Here is a 15,589-nt window from a genome sequence, read left to right as displayed (position 1 = left end):
CCTCTCGGCCCTCCCGCCCATAACCACAACAGTCACGGAGGAACAACGACCCAGTCCTGCTCGAATCACGCATTCCTCAGCAGAGTCCTGAAGGCGGGGATTCCCTCCGAAGAAGAGAGATGGCAGCGCCCCGGCCGTCCGGTGCGAGAACATCCCGTACGTGAAAACGGCGAGACCGCCGCCCACGAGGAAGAAGGCACCGCTTCGGAGCGCGAACCACCACCTGGGGCGCTCTATCCCTGAAGTCACGACGAGCATTATCCACTCACGTCGGCAAGGCACCGCACAGTCGGCCACCACCAGGTTCGCCGGCCCCCACCCCGGCGAACCCATGCGGTCACAGCACCTGGTCCGGCGTCAGCGCCCCGGCAGCGGCCGGTCGTCGGGTCCCGGTGGTGCCGCGGGACCGGTGAGGGCGTCGATCAGCCGGTCCGCCGGCAGGGCCTTCAGTGTCCGGCCGCCGAAGCCAATGGTCGTCACCGCTGCGAGCAGGGAGTTGAGCACCGCCTCCTCGACTGCATCGAGTACGGCTTCGAAGAGCGGCCCCAGATCAGCGTCCGCCGCGGGGGCGCCGGCGCCCGGTCCCGTGGCGAAGGCGATGGCGTAGTCGCCGCTGCCGTGGCTGTAGGCCGCACCCGTGCGGGCGAGGGCAAACACGGCACGCCGGGCTACGCGGGTGAGCTGCCTGGCATCGAGAGGGGCGTCCGTGGCCACCACGATCATGCAGGAGCCCGTCTCCTGGGCCGGCGTCGGCTCACCGGACAGTCCCAAGGACTGCGGGGTGACGGCGCGGCCGAACACCCGAAGCGTTCCGCCGAAGTTCGCCTGCACGAGGACCCCCACCGTGAACCGCTGTCCGCCCAGGTCCGGAGTGCGTGACGCGGTACCGATGCCGGCCTTGAATCCCAGTGCGCCCATGCCGGTTCCGGCGCCGACGCAGCCCTCGGCCACCGGGCCGCCGGACGCTCCTTCGAGAGCGGCCCTGACGTGCTCGTCGTTGACCGGCCGTGCGCGGATGTCGGACAGGAAGCCGTCGTTGCACTCCCCCACAACCGGGTTGAGGCTCTGCACCTTCTCGCACCCGGGCCGCTCGAGCATCCAGCCGACCAGGGCGTCGGCGACGCGGAACGCCGACAGGGTGGAGGTGAGCAGCACGGGGGTTTCGAGGGTGCCAAGTTCGGTGAGCTGGGTCGTGCCGATGAGCTTGCCGTAGCCGTTTCCGGTGAACACCCCTGCAGGCAGTGGTGTGCGGGGGCCGACGGCGCCGGGCACGACGGCGGTCACTCCGCTGTGCACGTCGGGACGCCGGCGGACGGTGGTATGGCCGACGCGGACGCCCGGCACATCGGTGATCGCGTTGAGTGGTCCGGTACCGGCCCGGCCGATGATGATGCCGAGGTCCCGGGCCCGGCGCCTGGTGCCGGGGGCGGACTGTGTGTGAGCCAGTGGTTCCATACGGCCGGACGCTACGCGCCCTGCGCTGTGGAGCGGTATGCGTAAAGGTGCGGTGCACCGAGGAGGGCGCCTTGTGTCCGGGGTCCGGGGCCCGGGGCTTGCTCCAGCGTGCTCCCAGCTTCTGTCTGCGCGCTCTCGCCGCAACCGCCATCAGCAGCGTGACTACAGACCACGGCCGAGCCTTCCAGGCCGGGGAGCCAGGAACGACTCCCAAGCGTGGTGCAGGCGGTCATGCCCCGGACCTCATCCCGTGGAGCAACTCACGGGCGGCGGTGCGCAGCAACGCCAGTTCGCTGCGTGCGCTGACGAGCGAGTCCGGGTTCTCGGCGTGCTCCGGGCGCAGCCGTGCGCGCATGTCGTCGTCCGGCTGGACCGCCCTGACCACCGGCCGGGCCGTCTTCAACGCATGCGCCCGGCGCCTCTCCGGCGTGGCGGTGATCAGTGTGCCGTTCGCGGCCAGTTCCACGAGGACTCCTTCGTACGCGTGCGGCGGACCGCGGAAACGCGCCTGGCGATACGTCCGGAAGCGGGTGTGCCGGACGGACTCGTCCTGGCCCACCGGCGCGCGCGGTCGCCGGGAGCGCAACACCTGGGCGCGGCGCCGTACCCGGACCGAACCTCCGCACGGACGACGAGCTCGCCGCGTAGACCAAGCGGACCCTGCTCAGTAACCAAGACCAGGTCGAGACGTGCCGCAACGGCGTCAACCGCTGGTCGACCCGCACCTGCGTGTCCAGGGCGTGCCCGGCCTCCCCGTGGTCGACGCCTCGGTCATGCCGTCCAACGCCTCAGGCACTACCTACACACCCACGCACGCACCCACGCACCCACGCACCCACGCACCCACGCAGCCACGCAGCCACGCAGCCACCTCATGATCGGCGAACGGTGCGCCGACTTCACCCCAGGAGCACAGCAGTGAGCACAACGAACGCCCTCTTCATCGGTGGCGAGTGGCAGTCCGCCGCCTCCGGCGCGGAGTTCGACACTCTGGACCCGGCGACCGGGCAGCCAAACGCCCAGGTCGCGGACGCGGGAGCCGCCGACGCCGACGCGGCCGTGACAGCCGCCCGCGCCGCGCTCTGCAGCCCCGAGTGGGCAGGGATCACCTCTGCACAACGAGGGCGAATCCTGTGGCGCATCGGTGATCTCATCGAGGAACACGCCCGAGAACTTGCGGATTTGGAGACTCGTGACCAGGGTCAGCCGATCGGAGTACGGCCTGGCCGCGGCCATGTGGACCCGTGACGTCGCCTCGGTGCACCGTCTGGCGGGGGCGATCCGCGCCGGCACGGTCTACATCAACATGCCCAACCCGCTGGACGCCTCCACTCCCTGGGGCGGATTCAAGTCCAGCAGCTGGGGCCGGGAGATGGGCCGGGGCGCCATCGACCTCTACACCGAGGTCAAGAGCGTATGGACCTCACTCGCATGAGCGGGGCACGATCCGACCCGTGATGCCGCAACGTCGCAGGCGGCCTTCGGCCGTCAACCGCTGAGAGACCGTAGCGCCGCGTGGCCGCATCGAGACCGAGAACGGCCGGCGGCTGCACCGAGGGCCGAGCCCGGGCGCGTGCGCCCAGCGGTCACCCGATCGAGACCGGTCCGAGTCTCCTCACAGGGGGACAGCGGTGAAGGTGATCGGTCCGGGGCCGTCGGCCCGGAGGCATGACGGTGACGACCGGGCGGCGCATCTGGCCCCGGCTTGAAGCTCGGCGTCGCCGAATGATGCCTGACTGTGAGCGCTGCTCAGCGGACAGCGTCATCAGGAAGAAAAAGGTTCCTTCCCATGTTGGGATCATACGCAGAACGATGGTTCTCGGCCGCGCGGGATCAGGGTGCGCGACGGGAAGGGATGAGTCTGGATGCGCTTGTGGTCCCGTCTGTCGACGATGCAGGAGCCCACGGGGGCGGGCAGGTATGCGTTGCCCGCGGTGTCGGCCGGGCTGATCATGGCCGTGCCGGTTGTGGATTTCTTCCTGCCGCCGGACATTCACCTCGCCCACATCCTGGTCGTCCCCGTCGCACTCGTCGCCGTCTTCTCAGGCCCCCGTCGCGGCGCGGTGACCGCCCTTCTGGCTGTGCTGGCCCTTGTTGTCGCCGGAGTCGAGCGAAGGACTCTGGCCACCGAGAACGTGCTCGTGGAGCTCGTCTCCCTGATTCTGCTCTCGGTGCTTTTGGTGCTCTTCAGTCATCTGCGGGAACGGGGGCAGCACGAGATGGCGGGCCTGCACCGGGTGTCCGAGGCGGCTCAGGGTGTCGTGCTGCGCTCGCTGCCGAAGCGCGCCGGACCGGTTGTCATCGCCTCGGCGTACCGGTCCGCCGAGGCGGGCGCGCGCCTCGGCGGTGACCTGTACGCGGTGGCCCGCGCCGCCAACGCCACGCGGCTGCTCATCGGCGACGTACGCGGCAAGGGCCTCGGCTCGATCGGCGACTCCGAGACCGTCCTCGGCGCCTTCCGCGCAGCGGCCCACCGGCAAGCGCCTCTGCCCGAGTTGGTCGCCACTTTGGAAGCGAGCGTTCGCTGGGACCTGGCGGAGTTCGCCAACCCTCGGGTCGAAGCCGACGTCGGCGAACGGTTCGTAACGGTGGCCGTCGTCGAGATTCCGGACCACGAACCGTATGTACACATCGTCAGCTGTGGGCACCTCCCTCCGCTCCTGCTGCACGAAGGCACCGCCACTTTCCTGAACGTTGCCCAGCCGGCACCGCCCCTGGGCCTGGGAGGCCTGGCCGAGAGCGCCTACACTCCGACCACCTTCGTCTTCGCCCCCGGCGACCGTCTGCTCCTCTACACCGACGGCGTCACTGAAGCCCGCGACCGGCACGGCACCTTCTATCCGCTCCTCGAGCGCGCCACAGCCTGGGCCGACCTGCGCCCGGGGCCGCTCGTGGAGGCGATGACCGAGGATCTGCAGGCCTACGTGGCCGGCCCGCTGGACGACGACATGGCCGCGGTCGCCCTCCAGCGCGAGGGATTCTGAGCACCGGAAACACTGGGCCGCGGTGGTCGGGCGAGCCCGGACCACAGCGGTGGTGCCGCCGAGCTACGGGGGCGGGTACGTCCTGCTGTGATCATTTCTCTGGCCGGTTCGGGGTCCGTCGCCGGACCGCTCGGGTACCTATCCCCCTCCTCCACCGCCCGACTCGAACAGGGCAGTGCGTCCAACCGTTCCTGGGCAGTGAGCAGGAGTGAGTCCTGGCTCACCGGCACGCCCCGAACGGTCTTGGGCGCACTGGTCCTCCGCTTTCGCGTCCCGGTCGGCGACGCATATCCCGTATGCGCTCCGTCCCAGGCGGGCGGAATCCCCACGACCTGGCCATATGGGTGTGGCCGGAGGCGACGGGGAGGCCCCGAACCATCTCTCCGGTGACACGGGGGCCCCGACCGCTGACACCACACCCGGCGTCCCAGATCGCACCGAGAACGTCACCCACACCCCACCGGGCATGCCCGCAGCTCATCGCGCCGTTCACCCCATCGTGCCCATGATCGCCAAAACGACGTGTCTACCCAGTAGTTGTGAACCCCTCGGCACAGGTCGTCGAGGCCCTGGCCAGGACGCTTCGGCCGTCAGGGTCCGAGCGCACCCACCTGTTCCGGCTGGCCGGGCTGGCACCGCCGGGTCCGGCCGGCCCCCTGACGCTGGGCTGCGACGTGCTCACCGCACTGGTGACCCCGACTCGTGGCGCGAGCTGGGGTCGCCTCGTCGGCTGAGTGCGCTGATCGGCCGACTCAGCGGACTCGGTCGTAGACCATGGCGATCTCGCCCAGCTCGCCGGTCTCCTGGTGTGTGAGCTTCCACTTCGAACTTGGCAGGCCGTCGTCGAACAGCCTCTGCCCACCCCCGGCGATCTCGGGGCAGATCATGAGAAACAGCCGGTCGAGCAGGTCCGCGGAGAGGAGCGCCTTGATGACGCTCGCGCTGCTGTTGACGAGGATGTAGCCCTCGCCGGTGGTCTTGAGCTCAGCGACGACATCGGCAGCCGGGGCGTTCACCACGCGCGTGCGTTCCCACGGTGCTTCGGTCAAGGTGGTCGACAGGACCACCTTTTCCGTGTCGACCAGCCACTTCGCGTATCCGCGATCACGCGGATCGGCGTTCTCGTCCTCGGCGACCGTCGGCCAGAACCCCAGGAATCCCTCGGCGTTGAGGCGGCCGAGCAGCGCCGTCGTCGCGCCCTCCCAGATACGGGTGAGGTGGTCTCGCGCGACCTCGGTGGTCGCGTAGGGGACGATCGCGTCTGCATCGCCGGGCCCGCCGGGGCCGTGGTAGCGCCCGTCCAGGGTGAGGGCGATGTTCGCGGCCACCTTGCGTCCGGTGGAGCTGGTCATGGCTGCACTTCCTTTCCTTTGGCGTGAACTGCCGTGGTGGTGCGCTGAGATGCGCCGACGGCGTCGGCGAGCTTGTCGAGGCTCTGGCCGAAGCCGATCTCGATGCCTGCGATGAAGTCCGCGGAATCGACCGTGCTGTCGGTGATCCGGTAGTGGACGTCGAGATCCATGCCGGTGTCGGTGGGCCGGAGGCCGAAGTCGACATGGGCGGTGAAGGCGAGGCTGCCGTCGGGAAGTCGCGGGGAGAGCCGGTAGGCAAGGCTCTCACCGGGGCGGGCGTCGTCGACGACGCCTTCCCCGCGCCCGGCGACCAGGTCGGAGCCATCGGCGTCCTCGGCGTCGCGGTACTCCAGGACGATCCGCCCGCCCGGGCGCGCCTCGAAGACGAGCTCGGAGACGCGGAGGCCGTCGGGCGTCCACCATCGGGTGAGCAGGGCGGGTTCGGTCAGGTGGCACCAGACCAGCTCGGGGCCCCCGGTCAGCGACCGGTGAAACCTGAACGAGCGACCGTCGGCCCACCCCGGCTGCTCCGCGGCGAGACGCTCCGTGTCGAGGCTGAGCCCGTAGCGGTCGTAGGTCGCGCGCGGGCCGTCGGCCTGATCCGCGGTGTCTGCGAGCCGGCTGAGCGCGGCCGCCAGGTCCCGCAGGGGCGCGGGCCGAAGCGCGTAGATGCGGCGCTGGCCGGTGCGCTGGGAGGTGACGACGCCGGCGCGCTCGAGAGTCTGGAGGTGCTTGGTGGTCTGCGGCTGGCGCGCCTCGGCGAGCTGGGCCAGGACACCGACCGGGCGGGGCCGCTCGGCCAACAGGCATACGAGCCGCCAGCGGGCCGGGTCGGCCAGTGCGGTGAGGAGTGCGTCCATGAAGGCGAGTATTCTCCGTAGAGAATATTCACGTCAAGGAATATTTGTGAACAGGCCGACGCCGATGGCTGTCATCTGGACCTGGCCGGCGCTGAGGCCGCGCTGGTAGCCCTCGTCAGGTGTGCTGTCGGCGGTGCGGCCGCTGTCTTGGCGCTGGTCTGCCTGAGTGGTCATGGTGCTGCATCTTTCATTCCGTGCCGGGCCCGTGGTCCGGGCCCGGGTGAGAGTTCAGGAACAGAAGTCGGCGATGGTGCCGGTGAGGATGTCGGTGAGGCGGTCCAGCGAGGCGAGGTCGACATACTCGGTGGCCGCGTGTGCACCCGCGCCGTCGACGCCGAAGAGCAGGCAAGGGATACCGGCACGGTCCAGGAGGGCACAGTCGGTCCAGAATGGCTCGGCGCGCACCACGGGCGGGTGGCCGAGGACCTGCTCGGCGTGGCGGGTCAGGGTGCGCACGATCAGGGCTTCGGGGTCGGCCTCGAAGGGTTCGCGGTGCAGGCCGCGGGTCAGCCGGTAGCGGAAGTCGGAGACCGTGTCGGCAAGGCCGTCGAGGACGTCAGCCAGTTCGCGCTCGACGCTGTCTGCACTCTCGCCGGGAATGGTGCGGCGCTCCAGGGTGATACGGCAGTGCGCCGGGTAGGTGGAGGGTTCCTCGCCGCCGTGGATGACGGAGGCGTGCACGGTGCCGGTGCCCAGGAGGGGGTGTACCGGGCCCTGCGTGAGGCGCTGTCCCAGCTCTTCCAGCGCGACCAGGAAGTGCCCGGCCTTGGCGATGGCGTCGATACCGAGCTCGGGCCGCGAACCGTGGGCTGCGCGGCCTTCGATCTCCACGTCGAACCAGGCGAAGCCCTTGTGGGCGAGGGTCACTTCGAGGTGGCTCGGCTCAGTGACGATCGCCGCGTCGGCCGTGAAGGACTCCAGCACTTCCTCGGTACCCGAGCTGCCGTGCTCCTCATCTGCGACGCAGGCGAGGATGACATCGCCGCGCAGGGGTCCGTGGGCCGTGGCGCGGGCCGCGGCGACCATCATGGCAGCGATGCCGCCCTTCATGTCGAAGGTGCCGCGGCCGTACATCCTGCCGTCGCGGATCTGCGGGTCGAGGGGGTCGCCGTCGTAGTCGGCGAGGCTGACCGTGTCGAGGTGGCCGTTGAGCATGAGCGACCGGCCTCCGCCGGTGCCGCGGGCGATCGCGACGATTGAGGGCCGGCCGGGGCGCTTTTCCAGGCTGTGGACCTCGAAGCCGCGGGTGGCCAGCCATTGACTGCAGAAGTCAGCGATGACGGTTTCGCCATTTCCGCCGGGAACGAGGTCCGGGTTGACGGAGTCGATGGCGATCAGCCGGGCCAGCAGGCGGCTGGGATCCGGCTCCAGTGGATCAGGGGCCGCTGGGGTCGAGGGGGTCTCGGGGAGCATGAGGGCCTTCCGAAGTTCTGATGCCACCCCGTGAGTCGGGGGCGGGACGGTGGGTACGGCACGTGGGGAGTGGCGGCGTTGCCGAGCACTGTGCATCGTGCGTGTGCGGTGGTTGTTTCAGGCCGTGGGCGGTCAGTCCTGGTTGGCCAGGCGCAGGAGGGTGGTGGCCAGTACGTCGACGCCGTGGGCGCATGCCTCGGGGGTGGAGTACTCGCGGGGGTTGTGGCTGATGCCGTCGTACTCGCCGCGGACGAAGATCATGGCTGTGGGGCAGAGCGCGGCGATCTCCTGGGCGTCGTGTCCGGCGCCGGAGAGCAGCGAGATGTGGTCCAGGCCGTGGTCGTCCGCGGCCTGCGCGATGACCTTCTGCAGCCCCTCGTCGAAGGGGACGTGGGCGGTCTTGGCCATCCGCCGGACGGTCAGCGACAGGCCGGGCCGACCGTCCTCCAGGTCGTGCAGGAACGCGGCGAGGGCTTCCTCGGCGCGGGCCATCTGGACGTCGTCGGGGTTGCGCAGGTCGACGGTCAGCTCGGCGCGGGCCGGGACGATGTTGGTCAGGTCCGGATGAACGACCAGATGGCCGACCGTGGCCCGCAGATCCCCGTACTCGCCGGAGTCGACCAGCGCCCGCAGGTGGACGATGATCTGGGCGGCCGCGAGGCCGGCGTCGACGCGCATGTGGGTGGGGGTGCTACCGGCGTGGGCGGCACGGCCGTGGATGGTGATCTCCTGCCAAGAAATGCCCTGCACGCCGGTGACGACGCCGATCTCGACGCCGTTCTCGGCGAGGACGGGGCCCTGTTCGATGTGGCATTCGACGTAGGCGTGCGGCGAGTCGAGGCGTACGTCGGCGGGGCCGTTGAAGCCGGTGCGGGCGAGTTCGCCGCCGAGGGTGAGACCGTCGCGGTCAGTCAGGGCATGGGCGTACTCCAGTGTGAGCCGCCCGGCGGCGACGGCGCTGCCGAGCATGTCGGTGCCGAAGCGGACGCCTTCCTCCTCGGTGAAGATGCCGACCTCGACCGGGCGGCGGGTGGTGATTCCACGTTCGTTGAGGGTGCGGACGACTTCGATACCGCCCAGCACGCCGAGGCAGCCGTCGAAGGCACCGGCGGTGGCGACGCTGTCGATGTGCGAGCCGGTCAGAACCGGGGCCGCGGTGGGGTCGGTGCCCTCGCGGCGGCCGAAAATATTGCCCATCCGGTCGATGCGGACGGTCAGACTGGCCTGTTCCATCCAGGCGATGACCTGGCGGCGGCCAGTCGCGTCGGTGTCGGTCAGGGCGAGGCGGTTGACGCCGCGCAGGCCGGTTCGCTCGTCGTCGTACGCGCCGATGTCGGCGAGGTCCATCAGCGACTGCCACAGGCGGTCGCCGTTGACAGTGATCTTGTCGGGGGTGGGGCTCGTCATGACTTGTCTCCCGGAGTTGTCGGAAACGGTGGAGTGGGTGGCGTTGCGGCTCAGCCGGCTGCGGTCGCGCCACGAGGCCGAAGCCGATCAGCGCGACGCCCGCGGTCCGCCCGAGCGCGCACGGCGGGTCCGCGGCTCTTCGAGGACGTGCCGGGCCTTGGACAGCAGGAGCACGTAGCTGCCCAGCCAGGCGAGGGGGAGGGTGCGGGTGGTGTGGAGGAGGACGAGGAGCATCATGGCCCGGGCGGCGGACAGGTGAGACGGGGGCGGCGTGGGAAGCAGTCCGGTGCAGAAGATGGTGCTCTTCGGGTTGAGGGCCTTGCTGACCGGGCCGGTCCGCCACGGGCTCCCCACGGTCAGCGCGCCCCGGACCAGCAGCCCCGCCGTTATCCCGCCTACGGTCCGCAGCGCGTCGCGGAGACAGGCCGCGACGGCACACTGGGGCACCGCCGCCATGTCCGGGCCCGGCACGATGGTCAGCGGGCCGAGGACACCGAGTGCGGCTGTGAAGCGGGTCAGCACGCTGCCGGCCTTCTCCTGACCGAACTGATCGAAACCGGTCGGCAGCGGGGGGATGAAGGTGCGGTGGCTCAACGCAGGGGGCTTTCAGGTGTATTCAGTGATCGGCGGTGGAGTTCGGGTTGGCGGCCGCGCCCTCGGTGCTCAAGAGCACGACCACTGAAGTCGCGTCGAGCCCCAGTGCCGTACGGCGTTCGTCGGCGCCCACGCCAGTGAGCACCGCACGGAGACCGGCGAGCGCCGCGGCCCCGCAGGGACCCGAGGAGACACCGAGAGCCCCGAGGTGAGCGGCCGCGCGGGCACTGTCGGCGTCGGGGATGGCGACGGCGGCGTCCAGCCCGCTGTGCAGGTAGGGCCAGGCGATGCTGGACGGGGTGCCGCAGTTCAGCCCGGCCATGGTGGTGTCGCCGGTGGTGACACTGACGGGTTCGCCGACGGTGAGACTTTCGAGGACGCAGGCCGCGGTCTCCGGCTCCACCGACAGCAGTGCCGGAGCCCACCCGGAGGGGCGGCTGCGGTAGTGGGTGACCACGGCCTGAGCCAGTGACCCCACACCCACGGGTATGGAGACGAGGTCAGGCCCCTCGACGACCCCTTCGGCCGCCAGTTGCTCGTCAGTCTCGGCGCAGAGGGTGGAGTAGCCCTCGACGATCCATCCCGGAATCTGCTCGTAGCCCGCCCAGGCCGTGTCCTGGACCAGGACCGCGTCCGGCCCGGAAGCTGCCTCGGCCGCACGGCGCACGGCCTCGTCGTACGGCGCCGAGACCTCGGTGACCTTCGCCTGCTCGGCGACGATGGCCGCCACAGCCCGCGGATGCACGCCCTGCGGAACGAAAACGTGGGCGCGCTGCCCAAGGAGGCGTGCCATGCGGGCCACTGCCCGGCCGTGATTACCGTCGGTGGCAGTCACCAGGGTGACCGGGCCGGGCTCTTTGCCGCTCGTGGTCCGCTCGGCAAGGGTGCGGTGGACCGCCCAGGACGCGCCCAGAGCCTTGAATGCGGGCAGGCCCAGGCGGCATGACTCGTCCTTGACGAAGACCCGGCCGACCCCCAACTCCGATGCCAACGGAGGGAGTTCAGTTAGTGGAGTGGGTGAGTGGTCAGGCAGCGCGGCGTGGAAGCCCCGCACCTCGACGGGTGCGGGTTCGCACCGCCAGGTACGGGCGCTGGGTCGCAGAGACCACCGCAGCGCACGGGGGGAAGAAGCGTTTTCAGACACACGATCAGGGTCCGACGCCCTCCTACGATCGGTCCAGCGAATGTTTTCGACCTATACTCATCGAAGAAACCGACGATTAATGTCGCTCGGCGACGGCGAGGGGAGCGGTCCGGCCATGCTCGACCTGCACCGGCTGCGCCTGCTGCGCGAACTCAAGCACCGCGGCACGCTCGCGGCCGTGGCCGCCGCCCTGTCCTACGCTCCCTCCTCCGTCTCCCAGCAGCTCTCGCAACTGGAAGCCGAAGTCGGCGTCCCGCTGCTGGAACCGGTCGGGCGGCGGGTGCGGCTGACCGAGCAGGCCGAGATCCTCGTCGCCCACACCGAAGCGGTCCTCGAACGCCTGGAGCGCGCGGAGGCGGACATCGCCACCTCCCTGACCGATCTCACCGGCACCCTGCGCATCGCCTCGTTCCAAACGGCCGCCCTGGCGCTGGTCCCGACGGCGCTCGGCCTGCTGCGCGACCTGCACCCGCACCTGCGCGTCCACGTCACACACATGGAACCGGAAAAGGCCCTTCCCGCCCTGCAAGCCCGCGACTTCGACCTGGTCCTCGCTGAGGAATACCCCGGCAACCCCAACCCACGGCCCGCCGAACTCGAACAGGAAGACCTACTCAGCGACCCCCTGCACCTGGCACTGCCCCAAACGGCCGACAGCCTGGACACCGAGAGCCCGATGGCGGCGCTGCGCTCACTCGCCAACCACGCCTGGGTGATGGAACCCGAAGGCACAGCCGCCCGGCATTGGGCCATGACCCTGTGCCGCAACGCCGGCTTCGAACCCGACGTACGGTTCGAGACCACTGACCTCCTGCTCCACCTCCGTCTCGTCGAGCAGAATCACGCCGCGGCGTTCCTTCCCGACCTCGTCTGGAGCGGACAACCCCCGACCGTCACCCTGCGGCAACTCCCCCGCGACCGGCGCACCCGCCGCGTCTTCACCGTCGTACGCCGCGGCCGCAGCCAGCACCCGGCCGTCCTCGCGTGCCGCGACGCCCTCCTGCGCGCGGTCAGCCTCCGCTCCGACCGGGCATAGAGCAGCACAGCTCATCGTTGGCCCAAGGCCCCTCACAACCATGCGCGGAACGAGGCGAACGGACGGTGGACGCCGGACATAGGCCTACCCCGCTCCCACGTGACCAGCTACGGACGCAGCTCAAGGGAGATGTGCGGGGACAGCGCGCGGAGGAAGTCGGGCGCGTCGAAGATCTTGCCGGCGGAGGCGACACCGACCGTCCTGGTCTGTCCCGTGAGGATGCGGCAATCCGCTTCCACGGCGAGCGGTGCGGTGACAGCGTAGATGTCCTGGCCTCTCGCCGCAGCGCGCCGTTCGGTGCCGCCTGAGCGCACAACCCTCAGCCCATCGGGCGTCATCGGACGGCCCGGCTGCGTTCAGGGAAACCGGGGTGAGTAGGTGATGCGCTGGAGGTGGTACCACTGGGCAACGCACTTGGCCGGCCACGGCTTCTGACCGTGTCGGCCGAACGGTTCGCCCAGTCCACTGACCGAGACCGGTGTGTAGGGCAGCACTTGGTCGCCGTGTGCCGCGTGGGTGTGCAGCCACCGGTCCTGGCGATCCCAGTGCTGGGCCCGTACCTCCATCTTCCGCTCCAGGTGGGCCAGAGGAACGGCAAGTCCGACGCAGGCCATGACGCAGACCGCTGCCGCGGCCGCCATCGCGAGGCCGGGCAACCACTGGCGTGTGCGCAGGACGCGGCCCAACATTGCACCGACGGTGACCAGGAGCATGACGTAGAGCAGCAGATAGTCGTTCCAGGTGCGAGAGGCGGTGGCCACGCTCGCGCCGAATGCCGGATGGGCGACGACAGTGCAGAGATATCCGGAGAGAAGGAACGCGACTGCCCCGACCACGACCGGAATGAGAGGCCGCCGCCATAGGAGCCCCTGCGTCCGCGGGCCGTCTCCGCGCACCAGCAGTCCCAGGAGGAGACCGGCCGCGAAGGCCCCGGCGTACTGCCACGTCGAAAGGATCGTCCCCAGGATGTCCATGAACGCGCGCAGACATGTCATGAGCGTGTCCGGGCTGAACATTGACGTGGCATCGGCGTCGAACCGCTCGCGCCTGGTGCGCGCGCCGGGCGACGTGTAGAGGATGACGGTTCCGATCGCGGTACCGACGAAGGCGACGGCGCACCACGAGCGGGCCAGAGCCCGGCCGGGGCCCGGCACGGCCCAGTAACTCGTCAGCAAGGCAAGGGCGAGGACGACGAACACCACGACCGCCGTCTCCTCCGACAGTGTGCCGATGAACACTCCGGCCACGAGTGCGGCACCGAGGGCGAAGACGCGGCCCTTGCGGGTGCGCGCGCGTAGCAGCGGGATGACGGAGCCGGCGGCCAGAACTGGCGCGAGGGTGTGCGAGACCGAGGAGGCCGGCCAGTAGAACGTCTTGTAGGTGTTCTGCGTGGCGAAAAGGAAGACCACTGTCATCAGCGCCGCCACCAGCGGCGGGATCGCTCGGGGCGCACGCATCCCGGTGCTGCGGAGCGCTGAGGCCGTCACTGCCCAGAGAATGCCCAGGACGAGAATGCCGGTGCTCAGTGCGAACCACCTGTGGCCCGGGACCCCGAACGCGGCGTAGGCGACGACGAGCAGTGCGTTGGCGACACGTCCGTTGTCCTGAAAGTAGAACTTGCCGATCAGACCGGATGCGCCGTCGTCCCGGACTACTGGGAGGAAGCACCAGTCGTCCGCTCCTGGGCGGACCAGGCGGCCGATCCAGACCGCCGCACCAAGAAGGCCGAGTGGCAGCAGTACGAGAACGGTGGTCCAGACCGTCGTCCACCGTGACGCGAGCCACTTGTTGCTCCTGGTACCGGACCCGTCTTCCGGGTGGGAGAGGTCAGGGGCCTTCGATTCGTCTGTGGTCATGTGTCCTGGTGCCCTTCATGATGGAGGCGCCGTTCGGGTCCGGCCGACATGGGTTCCCGATCAGCGGACACGTTGCTGGGTGAGAGCAGCGCCGGAGTTGATGGCCCATCGGGCGAGCAGGAACGAGAGCGGGGTGGCAAGGAGTCCTGCCGCCACGGCGGCGACGTTCTTACCCATGCCCAGGGCATTTACACCGGCAAAGAGGAGAACGCCGGTGAGTACGAGGTTGACGAGGCTCGAGACGGGATACCGGAAGAATCCGTGCCACGTCGGTTTCGTACGACAGGTGATGTACGTATTGAGGAAGAAGGACCCCACGATACTGACCGCGAAACCGATGACGTGGGCGATCAGATAGGGGATCCATCGGTTCAGGGAGGCGTACACCCCCAGATAGACCGCCGTATTGACGATTCCGATCGACGCGAAGACGAAGAACTGGCGCAGGGTGCGCCCCTTGGACGATCCGATCGCGGAGGCTCCCGCATCCGTCGCTGACGGCATTTCGGGAGGATGAAGGTCCGCAATGTTCTGGCGCTCCTGCCGCACGCTTACGTCCGTCTCGCGCACCACGTAGAGCGGCCGGTGCTTCGTTTCGAAGTAGATTCGCCCGACGTATTCACCGATGATTCCGAGCGTGGCCAGCTGGACCCCGCCGAGTGCTACGACAGCGGTCAGCAGGGTGGCGAATCCGGGGACGCGCACACCGTGCAGGGCAACGCCGATGACAATCCACAGCGCGTACGCCAATGCTGCGGAGAAGAGCGTGAGACCGGTGTAGACAGCAAGACGCAACGGTCGACTGTTGAAGGAGATCAGTCCGTCGATACCATAGTTGAGCAGGCGTCTTCCGCCCCATTTCGAGGTGCCGGCGGCGCGGCTGACGTTGTGGTAGGTGAAGCTGACGGTGTCGAAGCCGATCCAGGAGAAGATTCCCTTGGAGAACCGGTTGGCTTCGGGCAGGGCGAGCACCGCTTCGACGGCAGGACGGGACAGCAGCCGGAAGTCTCCCTCTCCGTCGGTGATGTCGATATCCATGCAACGCCCCATCACACGGTAGTAGGCCGTGCTGACGACGCTGCGCAGCACGCCATCCCCCGAACGGTCCCGACGCGCGACGACCTGATCGTAGCCGTGCTGCCGCAGCTCCAGTATCCGGGGAACGAGTGAGGGCGGATGCTGAAGGTCGGCGTCCATGAGAATCACAGCGTCACCCCGGGACATACGCAAACCCGCAAGCATCGCGGCCTCCTTGCCGAAATTCCGGCTGAAGGAGGTGTAGCGGACCCGCGGATCCGCGGCAGCGAGAGCGCGTAACTGCTCCCTGGTCGCGTCCCGGCTGCCGTCGTCGACGTAACAGACCTCGAAGCTGCGTCGGGTCGTTTCGAGGACGACAACCAGTGTTCGGTGAAATCGCTCGATCACCTCGTCCTCATTGAAACAGGGAACTACGATCGAAACCTGGCACTCTGTCATTCGGATCCCTGA

The 15,589-nt window shown here is 69.2% G+C and carries 18 protein-coding genes and 1 pseudogene; 6 read left to right on the top strand and 13 right to left on the bottom strand.

Annotated elements, in window-relative coordinates:
- The 3 genes from ACFU8W_RS21325 to ACFU8W_RS21315 form a co-directional block, all read right to left on the bottom strand.
- A partial coding sequence (locus ACFU8W_RS21325) for a hypothetical protein (protein WP_384039392.1) occupies positions 1 to 333 on the bottom strand: 333 nt, incomplete at its 3' end.
- Positions 334 to 357: 24 nt separating this feature from the next.
- Positions 358 to 1,455 carry a P1 family peptidase gene (locus ACFU8W_RS21320; protein WP_384039389.1) on the bottom strand — a complete coding sequence of 366 codons (1,098 nt, stop codon included), beginning with the start codon at positions 1,453 to 1,455 and terminating at the stop codon, positions 358 to 360.
- Positions 1,456 to 1,684: 229 nt separating this feature from the next.
- Entirely contained in the window at positions 1,685 to 1,921 is a 237-nt protein-coding gene (locus ACFU8W_RS21315; RefSeq protein ID WP_384039386.1) for a hexameric tyrosine-coordinated heme protein, read from the bottom strand.
- 223 nt (positions 1,922 to 2,144) lie between these two features.
- Between ACFU8W_RS21315 and ACFU8W_RS21310 the strand changes: the two genes are divergently transcribed.
- The 5 genes from ACFU8W_RS21310 (at position 2,145) to ACFU8W_RS21290 (ending at position 5,173) form a co-directional block, all read left to right on the top strand.
- Entirely contained in the window at positions 2,145 to 2,333 is a 189-nt protein-coding gene (locus ACFU8W_RS21310; RefSeq protein ID WP_384039384.1) for a GMC oxidoreductase, read from the top strand.
- A gap of 40 nt (positions 2,334 to 2,373) precedes the next feature.
- On the top strand, positions 2,374 to 2,703 hold the full coding sequence (locus ACFU8W_RS21305) for an aldehyde dehydrogenase family protein (protein WP_384039381.1): 330 nt from the start codon (positions 2,374 to 2,376) through the stop codon (positions 2,701 to 2,703).
- Positions 2,690 to 2,890 carry an aldehyde dehydrogenase family protein gene (locus tag ACFU8W_RS21300; protein ID WP_384039378.1) on the top strand — a complete coding sequence of 67 codons (201 nt, stop codon included), beginning with the start codon at positions 2,690 to 2,692 and terminating at the stop codon, positions 2,888 to 2,890. Before ACFU8W_RS21305 ends, ACFU8W_RS21300 begins: the two co-directional genes overlap by 14 nt.
- Before the next feature lie 430 nt (positions 2,891 to 3,320).
- Positions 3,321 to 4,439, top strand: coding sequence for a PP2C family protein-serine/threonine phosphatase (locus ACFU8W_RS21295; protein WP_384039375.1), 1,119 nt, complete (start codon positions 3,321 to 3,323; stop codon positions 4,437 to 4,439).
- Between the two features lie 539 nt (positions 4,440 to 4,978).
- Positions 4,979 to 5,173, top strand: a complete 195-nt coding sequence (locus ACFU8W_RS21290) for a hypothetical protein (RefSeq protein WP_384039373.1) — start codon at positions 4,979 to 4,981, stop codon at positions 5,171 to 5,173.
- A gap of 18 nt (positions 5,174 to 5,191) precedes the next feature.
- Here the strand turns inward: ACFU8W_RS21290 and ACFU8W_RS21285 are convergent, their stop codons facing one another.
- From ACFU8W_RS21285 to ACFU8W_RS21255, 7 genes are all read right to left on the bottom strand, one after another.
- The gene (locus ACFU8W_RS21285) at positions 5,192 to 5,791 is read right to left on the bottom strand and encodes a dihydrofolate reductase family protein (RefSeq protein WP_384039370.1); all 600 of its coding nucleotides are present in this window, start codon (positions 5,789 to 5,791) and stop codon (positions 5,192 to 5,194) included.
- Positions 5,788 to 6,651, bottom strand: a complete 864-nt coding sequence (locus ACFU8W_RS21280; protein ID WP_384039367.1) for a metalloregulator ArsR/SmtB family transcription factor — start codon at positions 6,649 to 6,651, stop codon at positions 5,788 to 5,790. Before ACFU8W_RS21280 ends, ACFU8W_RS21285 begins: the two co-directional genes overlap by 4 nt.
- A gap of 33 nt (positions 6,652 to 6,684) precedes the next feature.
- Positions 6,685 to 6,825: a hypothetical protein gene (locus ACFU8W_RS21275; protein WP_384039364.1), complete on the bottom strand. Its 141-nt coding sequence runs from the start codon at positions 6,823 to 6,825 to the stop codon at positions 6,685 to 6,687.
- 54 nt (positions 6,826 to 6,879) lie between these two features.
- Positions 6,880 to 8,064 (bottom strand): ArgE/DapE family deacylase, encoded by a 1,185-nt coding sequence (locus ACFU8W_RS21270; RefSeq protein ID WP_384039361.1) that lies wholly within the window; start codon positions 8,062 to 8,064, stop codon positions 6,880 to 6,882.
- Positions 8,065 to 8,196: 132 nt separating this feature from the next.
- Positions 8,197 to 9,471: a Zn-dependent hydrolase gene (locus ACFU8W_RS21265; RefSeq protein WP_384039358.1), complete on the bottom strand. Its 1,275-nt coding sequence runs from the start codon at positions 9,469 to 9,471 to the stop codon at positions 8,197 to 8,199.
- An 87-nt stretch (positions 9,472 to 9,558) separates the two neighbouring features.
- Complete coding sequence (locus tag ACFU8W_RS21260; RefSeq protein ID WP_384039355.1) at positions 9,559 to 10,065, bottom strand: hypothetical protein; 507 nt, start codon at positions 10,063 to 10,065, stop codon at positions 9,559 to 9,561.
- A 22-nt stretch (positions 10,066 to 10,087) separates the two neighbouring features.
- Complete coding sequence (locus ACFU8W_RS21255) at positions 10,088 to 11,209, bottom strand: diaminopropionate ammonia-lyase (protein ID WP_384039352.1); 1,122 nt, start codon at positions 11,207 to 11,209, stop codon at positions 10,088 to 10,090.
- Between the two features lie 115 nt (positions 11,210 to 11,324).
- Between ACFU8W_RS21255 and ACFU8W_RS21250 the strand changes: the two genes are divergently transcribed.
- Positions 11,325 to 12,245 (top strand): LysR substrate-binding domain-containing protein, encoded by a 921-nt coding sequence (locus tag ACFU8W_RS21250; protein ID WP_384039416.1) that lies wholly within the window; start codon positions 11,325 to 11,327, stop codon positions 12,243 to 12,245.
- A gap of 107 nt (positions 12,246 to 12,352) precedes the next feature.
- Here the strand turns inward: ACFU8W_RS21250 and ACFU8W_RS21245 are convergent.
- The 3 genes and pseudogenes from ACFU8W_RS21245 to ACFU8W_RS21235 all read right to left on the bottom strand — a co-directional run.
- A pseudogene (locus ACFU8W_RS21245) lies at positions 12,353 to 12,562 on the bottom strand (saccharopine dehydrogenase); the annotation flags it as partial.
- A gap of 39 nt (positions 12,563 to 12,601) precedes the next feature.
- Complete coding sequence (locus tag ACFU8W_RS21240; protein WP_384039349.1) at positions 12,602 to 14,101, bottom strand: DUF6056 family protein; 1,500 nt, start codon at positions 14,099 to 14,101, stop codon at positions 12,602 to 12,604.
- A gap of 60 nt (positions 14,102 to 14,161) precedes the next feature.
- Positions 14,162 to 15,577 carry a glycosyltransferase gene (locus tag ACFU8W_RS21235; RefSeq protein ID WP_384039414.1) on the bottom strand — a complete coding sequence of 472 codons (1,416 nt, stop codon included), beginning with the start codon at positions 15,575 to 15,577 and terminating at the stop codon, positions 14,162 to 14,164.
- Positions 15,578 to 15,589 lie beyond the last annotated feature (12 nt).

The organism is Streptomyces sp. NPDC057565 (genome assembly GCF_042801455.1).
Classification (GTDB): Bacteria; Actinomycetota; Actinomycetes; order Streptomycetales; family Streptomycetaceae; genus Streptomyces; species Streptomyces yanii.
This window is presented reverse-complemented; position numbering and strand designations above follow the sequence as displayed.

Excerpts from the sequence above, each read along its gene's own strand:
- ACFU8W_RS21320 (WP_384039389.1), bottom strand. The coding sequence starts at position 1,455 with ATGGAACCACTGGCTCACACACAGTCCGCCCCCGGCACCAGGCGCCGG.
- ACFU8W_RS21300 (WP_384039378.1), top strand. The coding sequence starts at position 2,690 with ATGTGGACCCGTGACGTCGCCTCGGTGCACCGTCTGGCGGGGGCGATC.
- ACFU8W_RS21295 (WP_384039375.1), top strand. The coding sequence starts at position 3,321 with ATGCGCTTGTGGTCCCGTCTGTCGACGATGCAGGAGCCCACGGGGGCG.
- ACFU8W_RS21285 (WP_384039370.1), bottom strand. The coding sequence starts at position 5,791 with ATGACCAGCTCCACCGGACGCAAGGTGGCCGCGAACATCGCCCTCACC.
- ACFU8W_RS21280 (WP_384039367.1), bottom strand. The coding sequence starts at position 6,651 with ATGGACGCACTCCTCACCGCACTGGCCGACCCGGCCCGCTGGCGGCTC.
- ACFU8W_RS21275 (WP_384039364.1), bottom strand. The coding sequence starts at position 6,825 with ATGACCACTCAGGCAGACCAGCGCCAAGACAGCGGCCGCACCGCCGAC.
- ACFU8W_RS21270 (WP_384039361.1), bottom strand. The coding sequence starts at position 8,064 with ATGCTCCCCGAGACCCCCTCGACCCCAGCGGCCCCTGATCCACTGGAG.
- ACFU8W_RS21265 (WP_384039358.1), bottom strand. The coding sequence starts at position 9,471 with ATGACGAGCCCCACCCCCGACAAGATCACTGTCAACGGCGACCGCCTG.
- ACFU8W_RS21250 (WP_384039416.1), top strand. The coding sequence starts at position 11,325 with ATGCTCGACCTGCACCGGCTGCGCCTGCTGCGCGAACTCAAGCACCGC.
- ACFU8W_RS21240 (WP_384039349.1), bottom strand. The coding sequence starts at position 14,101 with ATGACCACAGACGAATCGAAGGCCCCTGACCTCTCCCACCCGGAAGAC.
- ACFU8W_RS21235 (WP_384039414.1), bottom strand. The coding sequence starts at position 15,577 with ATGACAGAGTGCCAGGTTTCGATCGTAGTTCCCTGTTTCAATGAGGAC.